Source organism: Halorubrum sp. SD690R, from assembly GCF_005435035.1.
Classification (GTDB): domain Archaea; phylum Halobacteriota; class Halobacteria; order Halobacteriales; family Haloferacaceae; genus Halorubrum; species Halorubrum ezzemoulense.
The window spans coordinates 1-17,402 of sequence record NZ_SGTV01000048.1; the positions used below are offsets into that span (position 1 = coordinate 1).

Consider the following 17,402-nt stretch of genomic DNA (forward strand, 5'->3'; position numbering starts at 1 on the left):
CTGTGTCGGCTTTTTATCTTCGACCTCCGCGAGAGCGTCGCGGAGGTCGTCAAGAGTGGCGGCGTCAAGCGTGGACATACTTGCTAATCACACTCTAACCTAAAGAATATTTAGCTGACAGTATCAACGAAGAAGGATTGACCCTCGAAGAGTACACCGAAACCGGCCCCGCCGAAGCGAAGCGGCTCAAGGAGGACGAGGGCGTCGACGCCGTCGTCGCCCTCGCGCACACGGGCATCGGCGACGCGGAGGCGCTCGCCGAGGCCGACGCGGACGACGACATCGACGCGATCGTCGTCGGCGACGACGAGCAGTTCTATCCGCCCGAGGAGGTCGACGGATCGATCGTCTCCGAGGCCCGGGCCCGCGCCCGTTACCTCAGCGAGATCGAACTGACGATCGACGGCGGCGAGGTCACCGCGTTCGACGGGGAGCTGATCGAGGTCACCGACGACATCGAGAAGGACCCGACCGCGTCCGACATCATCAACGAGTACCGCGGAGAGGTGAGCCTGGACTCGGTGATCGTGGAGACGGAGACGCCGCTCGACGCCACGTTCGGCTCGAACTACCACCGCGAGACGAACTACGGAAACGTGGTCACCGACGCGATGCGCGAGCGCGTCGACGCCGACGTCGCGATCACGAACGCCGGCGGCATCCGCTCCGACTCGGTGTACGGGCCCGGCGAGATCACCGGCGGAGACATCTTCAACACGCTTCCGTTCCCGAACACCGTCGTCTCGCTTGAGCTCACTGGCGAGGAGCTCGTCGAGACTTTGGAGAGCCAGGTCGTCACGCTGGAGAGCGACACCGGGCAGAACTTCGGCGAGGAGATCTCTCAGCAGACCAGCGGCCTGCGCTTCGAGTGGGTCCCCCACGACGACGCCGACGAACCGATCCGCGACGTGTACGTCGACGGCGAGCCGCTCGACCCCGAGGAGACGTACGAAGTGGCCGTCAACAGCTTCATCGCAAACGGCGGGAGCGGCTACCCGCTCGACGACAAGCCCGTCGAGGACACCGGCGAACTCCAGGCGACGACGGTCGTGAACTACTTAGAGGAGAAAGATACCATCGCTCCGACCGTCGAGGGGCGGATGCAGCGCGTCGACCGCGACCTGCCCGACGCCGCCGTCACCGTCGACGGGAACGGCAAGGTGGTCTCTCAGTTCGACGCGCCCGACGACGTCCAGTCGGTCGCCAAGGACACCGTCGCCGTGTGGACGCCGGAAGGTGACCACGTCGACGCGGAGAAGGTCGTCTTCGACGAGGAGGACGAGACTCTCGTCGTCCGGGTCGACGACGGCAACTTGGCGGACACGATAGAGGACGCGGACGACGGCGACGAGGTCGCGCTCGACATCTACGCCGAGTACGAGTCTAGCGAGTACGACCACATCTACTTCGAACGCTCTCGGCTGAACGCGGACGTGTCGGCGACCGTGCGCCGCCGCGGTCGGGGCCGCGGCAGCGCCGGTCCGCCGGGACGCTGAACGCAGGCGGGTTTAGCGCTCGTCGTCGCGGTCGCCCGCCGTCTCCGGTCCGCGCCCCCAGGCGACCGCGATCGCCGCTCCGATGACCGCGCCGACCGCGTTGACCGCGGCGTCCCCCCACGCGAAGGAGCGCCACGGGATCGGCGCCTGGACGAGTTCGATGCCGAACCCGAACGCGACCGCGGCGGCGGCCGCGAGGAAGGGACCGACCCGCCGTCTCCCCGTCGTCGGAACGAGGAGGCCGGCGAGGACCGCGTACCCGACTACGTGGAACGGATCGGTGAGTCCGATTTCAGCGGGGAGAGCGTCGAGGACGCCGCCGAGCGCGCTCTCGCCCCCGCCGGACGATCCGGGCACCGGGACCACCGACGCGACGAACACGGCGAGCGCGAACCCGAACGCCCTCGCTCGCTCACGCCTGATCGACCCTAAGCGGCGCCTGATCTCCCCCGGACGCCGAGCGGTCGCCTCTCCCCGTCCGCCTCGGTCGGTCACGGTCGTGCTTCGAGTCGCCGGCAATTATGGACTGCGTCTTCGCGATATTCGGCGCCCGACCCGCAAGACCGACCGAAACCGGTCGTTTACACTACGCCGCTACCGGACGCTGTGAATCTCTCACACCGCGCCGCAGTCTCCGGATATTCGCGCGGTGAACGCTCGGGCTACTGATAAACGTCGCACCTCGGAGGCGTTCACTTTTGTAACGCTTTACGGTTTCGTACGGAGGTCAACAACTAACACGCTGTGGTCCTTCTATAATGATAGAGCATTACATGACTGAAATGGGCGGCTACCGCGACCGTGTGGCACAGGTCGACCTCAGCGGCGGGGAGGTCAACTACCACGGGATCGACGACGAGGACGCGGAGAAGTACATCGGCGCGCGCGGACTCGGCGTCAAATACGTCTTCGATAAGGGGCCCGACGTGGACCCCCTGGGACCGGAGAACCGACTGGCGTTCATGACCGGACCGCTCACGGGTACCCAGACCGTGATGAGCGGTCGGATCGCCTTGGTGACGAAGTCCCCGCTGACGGGGACCGTCACCGACTCGCACCACGGCGGCTGGTCCGGCGCCCGGCTCAAGTGGGCCGGACTCGACGGCGTCCTCCTCGACGGAGAGAGCGACGAGCCGGTCTACCTGTTCGTCGAGGACGGCGACGTGGAGGTGCGCGACGCCTCCCACCTCTGGGGACAGGGCGTCCACGACACGATCGACCAGATCGGCGAGGAGGTCGACGGGAAGGTCGGCCGCGACGTCTCCGTGATGGCGATCGGGCAGGGCGGCGAGAATCAGGTCCGCTACGGCTGCGTCATCAACGAGGACGACCGCGCCTCGGGCCGCGGCGGCACCGGCGCCGTGATGGGCGCGAAGAACGTGAAGGCGGTCGTCGTGAAATCGGGCACCAACATGCCGAAGCCCGCCGACCCCGAGACGTTCCAAGAGGGGTACCAGCAGGCGATGGAGGTCATCCGCGAGTCCGACGTGACCGCGCCCAACGAGGGCGGCCTCTCGATGTACGGGACGAACGTCCTGATGAACGCGACCGAGGAGATGGACGGCCTCCCGACGAAGAACGCGAAGTACACCTCGACCGAGGCGTACCACGACGCGGAGGGCGCGGACATCGAGGCGGAGCAGGTCTCCGGCGAGAACGTCCGCGAGAACATCCTCGTCGACGAACCGACGTGCCACTCCTGTCCCGTGGCGTGTAAGAAGGAAGTCGACGTCAACGTCACCCACAAGGGCCAGGAGATGAATGTCCGCACGGAGTCGTACGAGTACGAGTCCGCGTGGGCGCTCGGCCCGAACTCGGGCCACTCCGACCGCGACGAGATCGCCCGCATGTTGGAGCAGTGTAACGACCTCGGTCTCGACACCATCGAGGCCGGCAACATGATGGCGATGGCGATGGAGATGAGCGAGGAGGGCAAACTCGACGGCGTCGGCCACCTCGACTGGGGCGACTCGGAGACGATGATCGACCTCATCGAGGAGATCGGTCACCGCTCGTCCGACCTCGGCGACCTCCTCGCGGAGGGTCCCGAGCGCGTCGCCGACGCGAAGGACGCGCACGGCAACAAGCTCTCCGTGAAGGGCCAGACGATGGCCGCCTACGACCCGCGCTGTATGAAGGGGATGGCGATCGCGTACGCCACCTCGAACCGCGGCGCGTGCCACCTGCGCGGCTACACGCCGGCCGCCGAGATCCTCGGGATCCCGGAGAAGGTCGATCCGTACGAGTGGGAGGGGAAAGGCGAACTCACCGCCACCTTCCAGGACCTCCACGCGGTGTCGGACTCGTTCGATATCTGTAAGTTCAGCGCGTTCGCTGAGGGGATCGAGGAGTACGTGCTCCAGTACAACGGTGTGACCGGCCAAGACCTCTCGGAGGACGAGCTGTTTGAGGCGGGCGAGCGCATCTACAACCTCGAGCGCTACTACAACAACCTCGCCGGCTTCGAAGGCGCGGACGACACGCTGCCGAACCGGTTCATCGAGGGCCACCCGGACGCCATCCCCGGCACGGGCGCCAGCGAGGGCGAACTCGTCGAACTCGACCAGCTGAAGGCCGAGTACTACGAGAGCCGCGGCTGGGTCGACGGCGTCGTCCCGGACGAGAAGCTCGCCGACCTCGGCATCGACGTCGGCCCCGGCACCGGCGTCTCCGCCGGCGACTCCGCGGCCCCCGCCGACGACTGAGCGGGAACGCGTCCCGAGCGAGGGCGAGAGCGCTCGCGCGTCGACGCCTCTCGCCGCTTCGTGTTTGTTTTTAAGTGAGCTCCGCCGGAAGCTCCGCGTATGGCACACGACCCGCTCTCGCCCTCCGAGGCCCTCCGCACGCGCGTCGGCATCACGCTCGCCGCCGTGAGCCTGTTCGTGTTCGTCTACTCGCTGCTGATCCTCGGACAGATACTGCTCGGCGTCTGGACCGTCCTCGTCCTCACCGTGGGACCGTACCTCTCGTACCGGCTGTTCGCCGCGCTCGACTCGCTCGCCGACGCCGCCCAGCGGATCGCCGCCGCCCGCGAGCGCGAGGTCGACCGCGACGCTCGGTCCGGCCGCCCCGTCGACCGTGAGAGCCCGGACGGGAGCGAGCGCCGGTCGGAGCGCGCGACCGAGCGCGATCGCTGACGGCGGCCTCGCTCGTCTCTATCACTGCCCGCTCACGCGAACACGACGAACCGGAAGACCCACAGCGTTCCCATCCCGGTCGCGATGGTCGCGAACACGTTTTCGGTCCGCCACGCGACCGCGCCGGCGACGGCGCCCGCGATCAGCCGCTCGTCGAGGAAGGTCGCGGTGACGGACGGCCCGAGCGTCACCAAATCGGGGAGGACGAGCGCCGCGAGGACGGCCGGCGGGACGTACCGGAGCGGCCGCTGGAGGCGCGTCGGGACGCCGTCGATCCGCCCGAACAGGTGGATGAAGGAGAGCCGGATCCCGTAGGTGATGACGCCGATGACCGCGATTGCGACCCAAGCGCGCGGGGAGGCGGCGAGGGCGCCGAGACCACTGCTCACGACACCCTCACCTCCGTCACGAGGCCGGCCGCGACCCCGCACAGCGCGCCGACGAGCAGGCCGAGGTTGAGCGGGAGCCCGGCCGCGACGACCGCGACCGCGCCGCCCGCGACGCCCGCGACGGTGGTCGGTCGGTCCTTCATCGCGGGGACGAGGAGCGCGAGGAAGACGAGCGGCACCGCGAAGGTGAGCCCCCACGCGTCGGGGACGCCCGCGCCGAGGACGACGCCGACGACCGTCCCGATCTGCCAGACGATCCACAGCGACGCGGCCGCGCCGAGGTAGTAGCGCCACCGGCTCCGGTCCGGGTTCTCATCGAACTCAGCGACCGAGAGGGCGTACGCCTGGTCGGTGAGGAGGTAGGCGAGCCCCGCGCGGAGCCGGCGACCGTAGTCGGCGAAGTGCGGCGCGATGGAGGCGGAGTACATCAGCATCCGGAGGTTGATCACGGCCGCCGTCCCGACGACGACGGCGAGGGGCGCATTCTCGCCGAGCAGTTCGAGCGCCGCGAGCTGGGAGGCGCCGGCGAACACGATCACGGACATCCCGACCGCCTCGGCGAGACCGAGCCCGGCGTCGACCGCCGCGATCCCTGCGACGAGGGCGAACGGCGCGACGCCGAGCATGAGCGGCGAGACGTCACGCACCCCGGCTAATAGGTCCTCGTCGAAGACGCCCCCGCCCACGGCTACTCCTCCCGCGGGTATGGCGGCTCGTCGTACTTCGCCGCGAGGTGGTCGGCGTGATCCAGCTTCGCGTTCGCCTTCCGGAAGGCGCCGAGCAGCGAGTGGATCTCGCGCTCGGTCGGGTGCGCACGCCCGAGTAGCCGGCGCATCAGCAGCGCGTTCTTCTCGCGGACGTGGTCGCGCTGCCCCGTCGCCGCGAGGAACTCGTCGAAGAACTCGTGGAAGCGCTCGAGGTCGGCCTCCGGAGCACGGGTCACCTCCGTGTCGGGCAGCTGCGTCTCCTCGACCGTGAGATCGCGAAGCTCGTACAAGAGGACCGTCGCGGCCTGCCCGAGGTTCAAGACGGGGTAGTCGTCGTCGGCCGGGATCGAGCACACCTCGTCGAGCCGCGAGAGCTCCTCGTTGTTGAGCCCCCGCCCCTCGCGGCCGAAGACGATCGCGGTGGGCGCGTCGACCGTCTTCAGCGACTCGCGCAGCTCGACCGGGGTCTTGAACGGGAACCGCTCGTGGCTACGGTCGTCCTCGCCGGTGATCGCGGTCGTGCCGACCGTGTGGTAGTTCGCGACGACCTCGTCGAATGTGACCTCGTCGGCGTTCGGAAGCACGTCCTCGCGGGCGTGTCCGGCGAAGCCGTACGCCTCGCCGTCCTCCGCGATCTCCGGCGGGTTCACGAGCTTGAGGTCCGCGAGCCCGAAGTTCTTCATCGCCCTCGCGATGGTGCCGACGTTGCCCGGCGTCTCGGGCTCGACGACGACGACCACGGGCTTCCGTCGACCGCTCGCGGGCGTTTCGACCGCGTCGACGTCCGACTCCTCGTCGCTCATCGGTCCGACGGGTAGTCGGTCGAGAGGTCGAGGTCGGACTCGGCGAGCTCCTCTTCCGTCAGCTCCTCGTCCGAGCGCTCCTTGCCGGCGAGTTCGACGATGTCGATCCGCTCGCCCTGGAAGTCCTCTTCGAGCCGCTCCTGGACCTCCTGCTGATCGGGCAGGTCCGGGAGGCCGTCGGGGTCCTCGTCGACGTGCTCGACCGAGCCGTACCCCTCCGGCGCCTCATTGCCGGCGGCGACCCACTCGTGGAACCGGTCGGCGAACTCGACGGACCCCTTGTACTCGCTGCCGCCCGCCTCGCGGAACCAGTAGAGCAGGTCGGGTTCGTGCTCGGCGCAGAGCAGCACTTCGCCCTCCGGTTCGCCGTACACGATCTCCGCCTGCCTACAGCGGTTGATCTCCTCGTCGCCGTGCTCGAGGTAACAGACATCGCAGGGCTCTTCGACGAGGGTGACGAGCCGCACGAGTCGCTCTCGCGGATCTTCGGGGATCTCGTCGAGGGGCTTCAGCTCCTCGTCGTCGGTGAATATCTCGTCCTCCTCGAAGCGCCACCCGCGGAGGCCGATGCTCACTTTCGCCATGTCTCACGCTACGCTCCGGCGGCGATAAAAGCGCGTCCTTCCCGGCACGAGGGGTCGCTACGCCGCGGCGAGGTCGAAGCGGCGGCCGCGAGCGAGAGCCAGACCGCGACGGGGAGTGGACGGAGAGTTCATACGGGTCGTGGACGCACCGAGTGACATGGCCCTCCCCGGACCCGTGACGGCGCGACGCCGACGCCGCCGTTTATCACTCCGGCCCCCCTCGGCGCAGACATGAGACGGCGGCGACTCCTCGGGCTGGCCGCAGCCGCGACGACGGGCGCCGCGGCGGGCTGTCTCGGGGGCGACGACGCGACGACCGACGGCGACGCGGGTGGCGGGCCGGACGGCGCGAACGGCGGAGCCGACGACGCAGACTGGCCGACCGGAACGTACGCCGACTACGAGACGACGACCGTGACCGTCGAAGGTCCGGACGGGGGAGCTCGGGGGCCGGTGACGGCGGCAATCGCGGACACCCGTAACAAGCGAATCCTCGGCCTCAGCAGCGCCGAGTCGCTGCCCGACGAGGGCGGGATGTTATTCGTACACGACTCCCCCGGCCCCCTGACGTACGTGATGCGCGAAATGGACTTCGGCATCGACATCGTCTACGTCGACGGCGACCGAGAGATCACCTCGATCCACAACGCGCCCGAACCGGGACCGAACGAGGACGGTGAAGATCAACGGTATTCCGGCTCCGGGCAGTACGTGCTGGAGGTCCCCTACGAGTGGACCGACCGCCACGAGGTCGCGGTCGGCGACTCGGTGCGGTTTAATATATAAGTGGGGTTCGGAGGCGTGTGCGATCAGTTATAACCAGCCGATCGTGGCCCTGCGACGAACACCTCCAAACCCCCAGTCGCGAGGGGGCGCACGCTCGCTGTGCTCCTCGGTCGCTCACACCGTTCGCTCCCTGCGGTGCTTGCGTCGCCTGCGCCCCCTCGCGACTGCCCCTTCGAGTCCCACCCGACCGCGACCGCACCTCACGCCTCCCCAGCCTCGTCGCTCACGCCCTTCGGGCGTTCGCGACTCCCTCGCGCGTGCCCCTCGCGGCCTCCGCTTCGCTCCGGCCGCTCGGTCGCACGCACCACCGCCCGCCGACCATTTATAAGCGATTGCGAGGGCAGTTCTCCGGCGAGCGCCTCGGGTACTCGCCCCGTTTATGTCGCTCGCGCCCGTGGTGATCGTATGCGAAACGTGGACGCCGCGGGGCTCGGGATCGGCGACGACCATCCGCCCCGGATCATGGGCGTGCTCAACGTCTCAGAGGAGTCGCCGTACGACCCCAGCGTGTACGACGACCCCGGCGAGGCCGCCGCGTACGTCGACGAGGAACTGATCGGCGAGGGCGCCGACATCGTGGACGTGGGGCTTGAGTCGGCGAACAAGGACCTCGACGTGCTCTCGGCCGAACAGGAACTCGACCGCCTCGACACCGCGGTCGAGACCCTCGAATCGACCTCCGGCGACGCCGTCTGGTCGATCGAGACGCGCTATCACGAGGTCGCGGACGAGGCGCTCTCGCGCGGGTTCGACATGGTCAACGACATCTGCGGGTTCGCCGACGCCGAGATGCCCCGCGTCTGTCGCGAACACGACGTGGCGGTGTCGAAGATGGCCTCGCCGCCGGACCTCGAACGCCCGGGCGCGGTCGAGGACGTCGACGACATCTACGAGGCGCTCTCGATGAACGGCCTCACCGACAAGACGATCCTCGACCCCGCGTTCGGCGGCTGGTCCGAGGCCAAGACCCACGAAGACGACCGGGAGACGTTCCACCGGCTCCGGGAGTTCCGGGGGTACGGCCGCCCGCTGCTCGTCTCGATCAACCGCAAGAGCTTCCTCAAGACCATCGCGGGCCGCAGCACCGAGGAGGCGCTGCCGGTCTCGCTCGCCGCCACGTCGATGGCGGTCGAGCGCGGCGCGCACGTGATCCGCACCCACGACGTGGCCGAGACGCGCGACGCGGCGCTCGTCGGCGCCGAGTTCGCCCGCGACCGACACGACTCTCGCGGCGACTCCGACGCGGTCGGAGTCGAGGAGCTCGACGTGACGACGGTCCGCGAGGCCGAGCGTCACCTCGACCGGATCGGCGCGCCGGAGGCCGCTCGGGGCGACCGCGGCGCCGCCGACACCGCCGTCGTTCGTACCTACAAACTCACCGGGCTCGACGACCCCGCCGTCGGTGCCCTCCGCGCCGCGACCGTCGGCGACGACGCGACCGGCGCGACGTTCGCGCTGGGCGATCCGAACCGGGCGGCCGCGGCGACCCCGTCCGCGACCGACGGCGGCACCGGCGGGGCGTCGTCAGGCGGCGACGACCCCGCTGACGGCCGCCGCGGGCTCCTGATCGCGACGCCCGCGGCGCTCGACTCGGTTAGAGAGGCGGTATCCGGCGCTTCACGGGCGCTTGACGCCGCGATCGACGGTATCGACCGACACGTGAATTAAGAGAAAGTTTATGCCCTCGTGTAGACAACCGATCGACCGGACGCCGGAGGGGCACGCGGGTAGGGGTACTCTGTGCCACTCCGGCCCATACCATATCTCGCCCGCTGAGCGGCGGCGCCGATCGACGGGCGCCCAGTCGCGCGTCCCGAGGGGGGCCCGCACGTGAACTTCGCGACCTTCGAGCCCGTCTACGAGGCGATCCTCGCCGACTTCGGGTTCGACCGGGCCGACGACGAGCGCGTCCGCGATACTGCCGCCGACCTCGCGACTCCGTTCCCGCTCGGCCGCCTCGGTGACTGGGCGGACGAGACGGTCGCCGTCGCGGGCGCGGCCCCCTGTCTCGCCGACGAGGTCGAACTCGCCCGCGACGCCGATGTCGTCGTCGCGGCCTCGACCGCGGCGGACGCGCTCGCTGACCGCGGCGTCGCGGTCGACTGTATGGTGACAGACCTCGACAAGAACCCGGAGACGGCCGCGGAACTGACGCGCGATGGCGTCCCAGTCGCCGCGCACGCCCACGGCGACAACCTCCCGGCGGTCCGCGAGTGGCTCCCGCGCTTCGCCGACGAGTGGACGCTGGCGACGACGCAGGCGGCGCCCGTCGGGCCGCTCCGCAACCCCGGCGGGTTCACCGACGGCGACCGCGCGGCGTTCCTCGCCGACCACCTCGGGGCCGGCGAACTGGTCTTTCCGGGGTGGGAGTTCGACGACCCCGCGGTCGACCCGATGAAGGCGCTGAAGCTCGACTGGGCGGCCAGACTGCTGCGCTGGCTCGAACGCCGCCGCGACGAGCGGTTCGCGGTGCTCGACGGGCGGCGTGCGGACGCCGACGCGGCGCTCCGAGAGATACTCGGCGAGGCGTTCGCCCGAGACGCGGCCGACCAGTAGCCCGCGTCAGTCCGACCGCTCCACGCGCGGCTCGGGGAACAGATCGCTCTCGTCGCGCTCGCCGATCCACTCGGCCAGCTGGACGAGCTGGTCGGCGGCCGCCTCGAACAGGCGCTCGGCCTTCTCCGGCGTCACGTCGGTCGGGTCGCCGAACGCGCCGTTCGCGGAGTTGTCGACCGCGTCGTAGAAGGTTCGCGCGCCGTGGACGGTCGTCTCGGCGCTTTCGAGGTCGACGAGCCCGCCGTCGCGCGCGTCCTCGAGCCGGTCCTCGCGGACGAGGTCGGGCGCGAGGTGGGTGACCATCGCCGTCTCCTTGGGGCCCGCGTGGGGGCCGTTGCGCTCGAAGAGGTCGTCGACCAGCTCCGGGATCGACTCGTCCCACATCCACTCGACAGCGTAGGCGACCTCGTCCTCGTGGAGCCGGCGGCCGACCTCTCGGAGGTGCTGGACGTTTCCGCCGTGGGCGTTCACGAACACCACGCGGTCGATCCCGTGGTACGCGAGGTTCCGGGCGAACGACTCGACGTAGTCGCGGAACTCCGGCGGGTCGACCCACATCGTCCCCGGGAACTGGCGGTGGTGGGGACTAACGCCGACGTTGATCGTCGGCGTCCGGAACGCGTCGGATCGGTCCGCGGCCGCCGTCGCCAGCCCCTCGGCGATCAGGTGGTCGGTCCCGAGCGGAAGGTGCGGGCCGTGCTGTTCGGTCGAGCCGAGCGGGACGAGCGCGACGGAGCCGGGAGCCAGCGCGTCGCCGAGCTCCGGCCAGGTGCGGTCCGCGAGGTACATATCACCGCCTCGCGCGCGACACGTATCAACCCCGCTCTCTCGGTCCGGTTCGCCGCGATCGGGACCGGCGAGCGTCCGCGACGCGCCGTTGCTTCGACCCGTGTCGACACCCTTTTTGTGTCGTCCGGCCGAACCGGTGACCATGTTCGGAGGCGGCGGCATGAACCCGCGGAAGATGAAACAGATGATGAAACAGATGGGGATCGACGTCGAGGAGCTCGACGCCGAGCGGGTCGTCATCGAGACGGCCGACGGCGACGACCTCGTCTTCGACGGCGCGCAGGTCACCAAGATGGACGCCCAAGGGCAGGAGACGTACCAGATCGTCGGGTCGCCCGACGCGGTGGCCGACGCGGGCGGCGCGGCCGCAGTCGAGGGCGGTGCGGACGCGAGCGCGATCGAAGCCGAGGACGCGGCCGACGAAGACGATGGCATTCCGGAGGAGGACGTCCGGCTGGTCGCCGAGCAGGCTGGCGTCTCGAAGGACGACGCCCGCGAGGCGCTGGAGGCGGCCAACGGCGAGCCCGCGCGGGCGATCTCGGACCTCCAGTGACGGACGCCGCGTACCTGCTCGTCCACGCGGACCGCGAGTACCTACTGGAGCCGGGCGAGGAGTTCGGCACCGACCTCGGCGTGATCGAGGTCCCAGAGGACGTCTCGGCCGGCGACGAGGTCGAGACGCACCTCGGCACCGTCTTCGAGGTCCGCGCGCTCCGCGGCCCGGACCTGTTCAACCACCTCGAACGCACCGGCGCGCCGATGATGCCCCGCGACGTGGGCCTCGTGATGGGGCATACCGGCGCGTCCGGCGGCGACCGCATCCTCGACGCCGGCACCGGGACCGGGATCCTCGCCGCGTACCTGGGGCGCGCCGGCGCCGACGTGACCACCTACGAGATCGACCCCGAGTTCGCCGACGTCGCTCGCGAGAACATGGCGACGGCGGGCGTCTCCGACCGCGTCGACGTCCGGACCGGCGACCTCACCGACGAGCTGGACGCGCTCGCCGACGGCGAGCCGTTTGACGCCCTGACGCTCGACACCGGCGACGCTCCCGCGGTCGTCGAGCGCGCGGACGACCTGCTCGCGCCCGGCGGCCGCCTCGGCGTCTACTCGCCGTTCGTCGAGGGGACCCGCGAGGCGGCGCTCGCGGCCCGTGAGGCCGGCTTCACCGAGGTCGAGACGTTAGAGACGATCCAGCGCGAGATGGACTTCTCCGACCGCGGCTCGCGCCCCTCCACCGCGGGCGTGGGCCACACGGGCTACCTCGTGTTCGCCCGGGCCCCCTGACCCCGCCGCCGACACCTCTCTCCTCCCGACCCCGGTCAGCGCAACGGTCTTTCGGATCGCGACGGTCGAAACGGTGTGGGCGCGGACGACGCTGAACCCGAGGCCGACGCAGCCGCCGGAAGCGACGGGTCCGGGCCGTCACGCACCCCCGAGGACGCCGGAAGCGACGGGTCCGCCTCGGCAGGTGCTCCTGCCGCTGCCGACCCCGACTGCGTCGGCGACGCGACGGAGGTCGCCGACGCCCTTCCGCGTCCCGACGACCCCCTGACCGAGTCGGTCGAGGCCGCGTTAGCGGGGCGTTCCGGGGTCGTCGCGGTCGGCGTCCCGCTCCGACTCCTCCCGGCGGTGCTCGCGGCCCGCGAGCGATCGCCGGGACCGCTGTGGCGGGTCGCGTGTCGCCCCGGCGTCGTCGACGCGCTCGCTCGCGCGCCGGTCCTCGGCACCGCGGTCGCCGAGGCGGTCGAACGCGACGAAATGCGAGTCCGGACCGGCGACCCGCTCGGGCACGGGACGGGCGGGACGCTCTTCGCGACCCCGGAGCGCGCCGACGCCGTGGTCGGTCCCCGCGGGGACCGCTCGCTCGCGACGACGGCGGCCGGTGCCCGTCCGGAGGCGGTCGGCGCCGCCCGCGCGACCGCTGCGGCGCGGTTCGACGCCGCGACGGTCGAGCCGGTCGAGATGCCTTCTCGGCGGCGACTGCTCGCGGTGGCGCGGGAGATCCTCGACGACCGCTTCGCCGACGACCTCGCGACCGTGCTGGAGTCGCTTCCGCCGGGCGAGTTCGGCCGCGCGACGGAGCCGTCGGACCGGTCGCTCCTCGTCGCGCTCGCGGCCCGACACGACCACCTCTTCCGCGACCTCCGGGCGTGGGCCGGCGCCGACGGCATCGGGATCGCCCCGGCACAGGAGTTCACCGGCGACCGGCAGGCCCTCGTCGAGCGGGAGCTGATCGAGTCGATCAAGATGCCGGCGGGACCGGGGCGGCCGATGCTCCGCCTCCGCGCGGTCGACGACGCGCTGTTGCGCGCCCGCGCCGAGGAAGTGCCGAGCGTCCTCGAAGGGCGGTTCGATCTGCCGACCGACGCGGACGGGCGGACCCGACACGACGCCGGCCGCGGCGAACGCCGGCCGGTCTGGGAGCGGAAGCGTCGGTGAGTGCGGGCCCGCGACTCGCCGTCGGAGGCGGTCCGTCGATCCGACGTGACAAGAACTAACTCGCGGCGGCGCCCTCAGAACGGTATGACGACGTTCTCCGACAGGGTCGAACGGATCTCGATAAGCGGGATCCGCGAGGTGTTCGAGGCGGCCGGCGACGACGCGATCAACCTCGGGCTCGGACAGCCCGACTTCCCGACGCCGCCCCACGCCCGCCAAGCCGCCGTCGACGCGATCGAGTCCGGAAAGGCGGACGCGTACACCGAGAACAAGGGGACCCCCGCGCTGCGGGAGGCGATCGCCGAGAAGCACCGCGCCGATCAGGGGATCGACCTCGACCCCGACAACGTCATCGCGACCGCGGGCGGCAGCGAGGCGCTCCACGTCGCCTTGGAGGCGCACGTCGACGCCGGCGACGAGGTGCTGATCCCGGACCCCGGGTTCGTCTCCTACGACGCGCTGACGAAGCTGGCCGGCGGCGAACCCGTCCCCGTGCCGCTCCGCGACGACCTCACGATCGACCCGGCCGCGGTCGAGGCGGCGATCACCGAGGACACCGCGGCGTTCGTCGTCAACTCTCCAGGGAATCCGACCGGGGCGGTCTCCTCCGAGGAAGACGTCCGGGAGTTCGCGCGCATCGCCGACGAGCACGACGTGCTCTGTCTCTCCGACGAGGTGTACGAGTACACCGTCTTCGACGGCGAACATCACTCGCCGATCGAGTTCGCCGAGACGGACAACGTCGTCGTCGTCAACTCGGCCTCGAAGCTGTTCTCGATGACCGGCTGGCGGCTCGGCTGGGTGTACGGCGCCGAGGGGCGCGTCGAGCGCATGCTGCGCGTCCACCAGTACGCGCAGGCGTGCGCCTCGGCGCCGGCGCAGTACGCCGCCGAGGCCGCGCTGCGGGGCGACCGCGGCGTGGTCGACGAGATGACGGCGTCCTTCGAGCGCCGCCGCGACATCGTCTTGGAGGGGTTCGCGGAGATCGGCCTCGACTGTCCCACCCCGAAGGGGGCCTTCTACGCGATGCCGCGGGTGCCCGAGGGGTTCGTCGACGAGTGTCTCGACCGCGGCGTGGTCGTCGTCCCCGGCGAGGCGTTCGGGGAGAACGGCGCCGGTCACGCGCGGGTCTCGTACGCGACCGACGAGAGCGACCTGCGCGAGGCGCTCGACGTGATGGCGGAAGCGTACGAGGCGGCCCGCTGAGGCGACGGCGAGGCGCCTCGGCCGATCAGTTCCCCCCGTCGTTCACGATCCGGAGGTACCGCTCGTAGTACTCGTCGCCGTACCGGATCATCGCTTCTTCGGTCTCGCGGACGCCGGCGTCCTTGCGAACGTTCCCGTCGAGGTAGTGGCGCGCGTCGATCGCGCGGAGCAGTTCGGCGTACGCGTCGGAGTACGGGTGCGTCTCGCCGTACTCCTCTGCCTCGGCCCGATCGACGATCCGTCCGGCCTCCGCGGAGAGTTCGTCCTGCTCGACCCTCGGACCGACGAGCGCCGCCCGGAGGATCGACTCCACTCGCTCGGGGCTCTCGGCGACCGCCTCGGCGGTCGGCCGGTGGACGGCCTCGTGAAACCGCTCCCGTTCGATTTCGACCCGGTAGGTGGTGTCTCGGTAGGTCACGTAGTCGGGACCGTCGTCGTCGAGCAGCGCGCTCTCCGCGCGCGAAGCTTCGGCCCGATACGCGTAGCCGCCGCGCTCGACCAGTCCGACGGGATAGCCGCCCACGCCACCGCGGGCCCGCGCGGCAAAGTGCGCGATGTGGACGGCCCGCTGGTCGGCCTCCGGGAGATCCCCGTCTTCGCCGCCGTCGACCGGCGACTCGCCGTCGCCGGCTGACGCTCCGTCGCTCTCGGCCTCGAAGAGCCGGAGAACCGGGTAGGTCTCGGCGACCTCGTCGACGATCACCGACCCGAGCCGGTAGTAGGTCCCCTCGAAGCGGACGTACGCGGGGTCGTCCGGCTCCGCGAAGAACGGCTTCCGGTGTCGGATCGTGTGCGGCTCGCCCGCCAGCGCGGCGTCGAGCGCCGCCCCGTCCCACCGCTCGGGCGGGGCGTCGGGGTCGCGAACGTACCGGTCGCGCAGCGAGCCCTCGACCCGCGAGAGCGAGAGCCGCAGTTCCGGCCCGTCGTCTGACTCGTCGTCGCTATCGGTCCCGAGACAGCCGGCGGCGGCGCCGATGCCGCCCGCGAGCGCACCGGCGAGCAGTCGACGGCGGGAGGGCGCGAGTTCGTCCATACGGGGCAGTCGCACTCGCCGCGGCAAAGTCCTTGCCGAAACTCAAGCGCCCGCTTGTGTCACCCGGCGCGACGCGGGCCGGGCCGGGCCGGGCCGGGGCCGCCGAAGCCGCCTATGAATAACTACAGGTTATTCACTACCGGTGGAGAGTTTCCGCAAGTTATAGTGCCGACGGCGCAGTATCGGTGCGTAATGGACCGGAACATACAGGTCAGCCGCCTCGACCGGCAGGCGGTCGAGGACCAGGAGGTCGAAATCGTCGAGCGAAAGGGGATCGGTCACCCAGACTCGATCTGCGACGGCGTCGCGGAGTCGGTCTCGCGGGCGCTCTCGCAGCTCTACTTGGACCGCGTCGGCAAGGTGCTCCACTACAACACCGACGAGACGCAGCTGGTCGCCGGCCGCGCGGCCCCCGCGTTCGGCGGCGGCGAGGTCGTCGAGCCCGTCTACATCCTCATCGTCGGCCGCGCCACGAAGGAGTACGACGGCGAGCAGCTCCCGGTCGACTCGACCGCGCTCGCGGCCGCCCGCGACTACCTCGCCGAGGCGATCCCTGAGCTCGAGTACGGCACCGACGTGGTCGTCGACGTGAAGCTCGGCGAGGGCTCCGGTGACCTCCAGGACGTGTTCGGCGAGGAGACGCAGGAGGTTCCGATGGCCAACGACACCTCCTTCGGCGTCGGCCACGCGCCGCTCACCGAGACGGAGACGATCGTCCGCGAGGCCGAGCGCGCGCTCAACACGACCTACCACGACGACCACCCCGAGCTCGGCCCCGACGTAAAGATCATGGGTAAACGCGAGGGCGACCGGATCGACATCACCGTCGCCGCCGCGATGGTCGACGCCTACGTCGACGGGCTCGACGAGTACGACGACGCGGTCGCGTCCGTCCGCGAGTACGTCGACGACCTCGCCCGCGAGTACACCGACCGCGAGGTCAACGTCGACGTGAACACGGCCGACGACTACGACGAGGGCTCCGTCTACCTGACTGTCACCGGCACTTCCGCCGAGCAGGGCGACGACGGCTCCGTCGGGCGCGGCAACCGCGCCAACGGCCTCATCACCCCGAACCGCCCGATGTCGATGGAGGCTACCTCCGGGAAGAACCCCGTCAACCACATCGGGAAGATCTACAACCTGCTCTCCACCCGCGTCGCCGAGTCCGTCACCGAGGAGGTCGACGGGATCCGCGACCTCCAGGTCAGGCTCCTCTCGCAGATCGGCCGGCCGATCGACGAGCCGCACGTCGCGGACGCGCAGATCGTCACCGAGGACGGCGTCACGCTGAGCGACATCGAGGCCGACGTCGTCGACATCGTCGACCGCGAGCTGGCCGACGTGACGGACGTGACCCGCAGCGTCATCGAGGGCGACGTCTCGACGTTCTGAGCCGGGCGCCGCCGGTCGCGATCTCTCCCCTCCACCGCCCGCCGACCGCGACCGCCCCGCCCTCCACCGCCCGCCG

The 17,402-nt window shown here is 70.4% G+C and carries 18 protein-coding genes; 11 read left to right on the top strand and 7 right to left on the bottom strand.

Annotation, left to right across the window (positions count from 1 at the left end; translation table 11 throughout):
- Positions 1-137 precede the first annotated feature (137 nt).
- Positions 138-1,496, top strand: coding sequence for a bifunctional UDP-sugar hydrolase/5'-nucleotidase (locus tag EXE41_RS17260; protein ID WP_241987278.1), 1,359 nt, complete (start codon positions 138-140; stop codon positions 1,494-1,496).
- A gap of 12 nt (positions 1,497-1,508) precedes the next feature.
- Here the strand turns inward: EXE41_RS17260 and EXE41_RS17265 are convergent, their stop codons facing one another.
- Complete coding sequence (locus tag EXE41_RS17265) at positions 1,509-1,991, bottom strand: VanZ family protein (protein ID WP_394334813.1); 483 nt, start codon at positions 1,989-1,991, stop codon at positions 1,509-1,511.
- A gap of 278 nt (positions 1,992-2,269) precedes the next feature.
- On the opposite strand from EXE41_RS17265, the gene EXE41_RS17270 reads away from it, so the two are divergent.
- Both EXE41_RS17270 and EXE41_RS17275 read left to right on the top strand, forming a co-directional pair.
- Positions 2,270-4,201 carry an aldehyde ferredoxin oxidoreductase family protein gene (locus EXE41_RS17270; RefSeq protein ID WP_049929384.1) on the top strand — a complete coding sequence of 644 codons (1,932 nt, stop codon included), beginning with the start codon at positions 2,270-2,272 and terminating at the stop codon, positions 4,199-4,201.
- Between the two features lie 99 nt (positions 4,202-4,300).
- Entirely contained in the window at positions 4,301-4,633 is a 333-nt protein-coding gene (locus EXE41_RS17275) for a hypothetical protein (protein ID WP_086215587.1), read from the top strand.
- A gap of 32 nt (positions 4,634-4,665) precedes the next feature.
- Here the strand turns inward: EXE41_RS17275 and EXE41_RS17280 are convergent, their stop codons facing one another.
- Genes EXE41_RS17280 through EXE41_RS17295 form a run of 4 tightly spaced genes read right to left on the bottom strand, consistent with a single transcriptional unit; the run spans position 4,666 to position 7,116 of the window.
- Positions 4,666-5,022 carry an AzlD domain-containing protein gene (locus EXE41_RS17280; RefSeq protein ID WP_049929386.1) on the bottom strand — a complete coding sequence of 119 codons (357 nt, stop codon included), beginning with the start codon at positions 5,020-5,022 and terminating at the stop codon, positions 4,666-4,668.
- The gene (locus EXE41_RS17285; RefSeq protein ID WP_049929387.1) at positions 5,019-5,708 is read right to left on the bottom strand and encodes an AzlC family ABC transporter permease; all 690 of its coding nucleotides are present in this window, start codon (positions 5,706-5,708) and stop codon (positions 5,019-5,021) included. The genes EXE41_RS17280 and EXE41_RS17285 overlap by 4 nt, the downstream gene beginning before the upstream one ends.
- Before the next feature lie 2 nt (positions 5,709-5,710).
- Positions 5,711-6,532, bottom strand: a complete 822-nt coding sequence (locus EXE41_RS17290; RefSeq protein ID WP_137691635.1) for an RNA methyltransferase — start codon at positions 6,530-6,532, stop codon at positions 5,711-5,713.
- A complete protein-coding gene (locus EXE41_RS17295) occupies positions 6,529-7,116 on the bottom strand; it encodes a hypothetical protein (protein WP_049929390.1) in 588 nt (195 codons plus the stop codon). The genes EXE41_RS17290 and EXE41_RS17295 overlap by 4 nt, the downstream gene beginning before the upstream one ends.
- 231 nt (positions 7,117-7,347) lie before the next feature.
- Here EXE41_RS17295 and EXE41_RS17300 point away from each other — a divergent pair, with 231 nt between their 5' ends.
- The 3 genes from EXE41_RS17300 (at position 7,348) to EXE41_RS17310 (ending at position 10,458) form a co-directional block, all read left to right on the top strand.
- A complete protein-coding gene (locus tag EXE41_RS17300) occupies positions 7,348-7,902 on the top strand; it encodes a DUF192 domain-containing protein (RefSeq protein ID WP_137691636.1) in 555 nt (184 codons plus the stop codon).
- A gap of 405 nt (positions 7,903-8,307) precedes the next feature.
- Positions 8,308-9,570, top strand: a complete 1,263-nt coding sequence (gene folP, locus EXE41_RS17305) for a dihydropteroate synthase (protein ID WP_199234055.1) — start codon at positions 8,308-8,310, stop codon at positions 9,568-9,570.
- Positions 9,571-9,732: 162 nt separating this feature from the next.
- Positions 9,733-10,458 (top strand): 6-hydroxymethylpterin diphosphokinase MptE-like protein, encoded by a 726-nt coding sequence (locus EXE41_RS17310; protein WP_094580213.1) that lies wholly within the window; start codon positions 9,733-9,735, stop codon positions 10,456-10,458.
- A gap of 6 nt (positions 10,459-10,464) precedes the next feature.
- Here EXE41_RS17310 and EXE41_RS17315 read toward each other — a convergent pair whose 3' ends face one another.
- Entirely contained in the window at positions 10,465-11,247 is a 783-nt protein-coding gene (locus EXE41_RS17315; RefSeq protein ID WP_089308080.1) for a creatininase family protein, read from the bottom strand.
- A gap of 142 nt (positions 11,248-11,389) precedes the next feature.
- Here EXE41_RS17315 and EXE41_RS17320 point away from each other — a divergent pair, with 142 nt between their 5' ends.
- From EXE41_RS17320 to EXE41_RS17335, 4 genes are all read left to right on the top strand, one after another.
- Entirely contained in the window at positions 11,390-11,800 is a 411-nt protein-coding gene (locus EXE41_RS17320; RefSeq protein WP_049929393.1) for a nascent polypeptide-associated complex protein, read from the top strand.
- Positions 11,797-12,537, top strand: a complete 741-nt coding sequence (locus EXE41_RS17325; protein WP_137691637.1) for a tRNA (adenine-N1)-methyltransferase — start codon at positions 11,797-11,799, stop codon at positions 12,535-12,537. Before EXE41_RS17320 ends, EXE41_RS17325 begins: the two co-directional genes overlap by 4 nt.
- Before the next feature lie 75 nt (positions 12,538-12,612).
- On the top strand, positions 12,613-13,692 hold the full coding sequence (locus tag EXE41_RS17330) for a DUF5821 family protein (RefSeq protein ID WP_137691638.1): 1,080 nt from the start codon (positions 12,613-12,615) through the stop codon (positions 13,690-13,692).
- Between the two features lie 84 nt (positions 13,693-13,776).
- Positions 13,777-14,898 carry a pyridoxal phosphate-dependent aminotransferase gene (locus tag EXE41_RS17335; RefSeq protein ID WP_049929396.1) on the top strand — a complete coding sequence of 374 codons (1,122 nt, stop codon included), beginning with the start codon at positions 13,777-13,779 and terminating at the stop codon, positions 14,896-14,898.
- 25 nt (positions 14,899-14,923) lie between these two features.
- Here the strand turns inward: EXE41_RS17335 and EXE41_RS17340 are convergent, their stop codons facing one another.
- A complete protein-coding gene (locus EXE41_RS17340; RefSeq protein WP_137691639.1) occupies positions 14,924-15,931 on the bottom strand; it encodes a hypothetical protein in 1,008 nt (335 codons plus the stop codon).
- 192 nt (positions 15,932-16,123) lie between these two features.
- Between EXE41_RS17340 and EXE41_RS17345 the strand changes: the two genes are divergently transcribed.
- Positions 16,124-17,326, top strand: coding sequence for a methionine adenosyltransferase (locus EXE41_RS17345; RefSeq protein ID WP_049929399.1), 1,203 nt, complete (start codon positions 16,124-16,126; stop codon positions 17,324-17,326).
- Positions 17,327-17,402 lie beyond the last annotated feature (76 nt).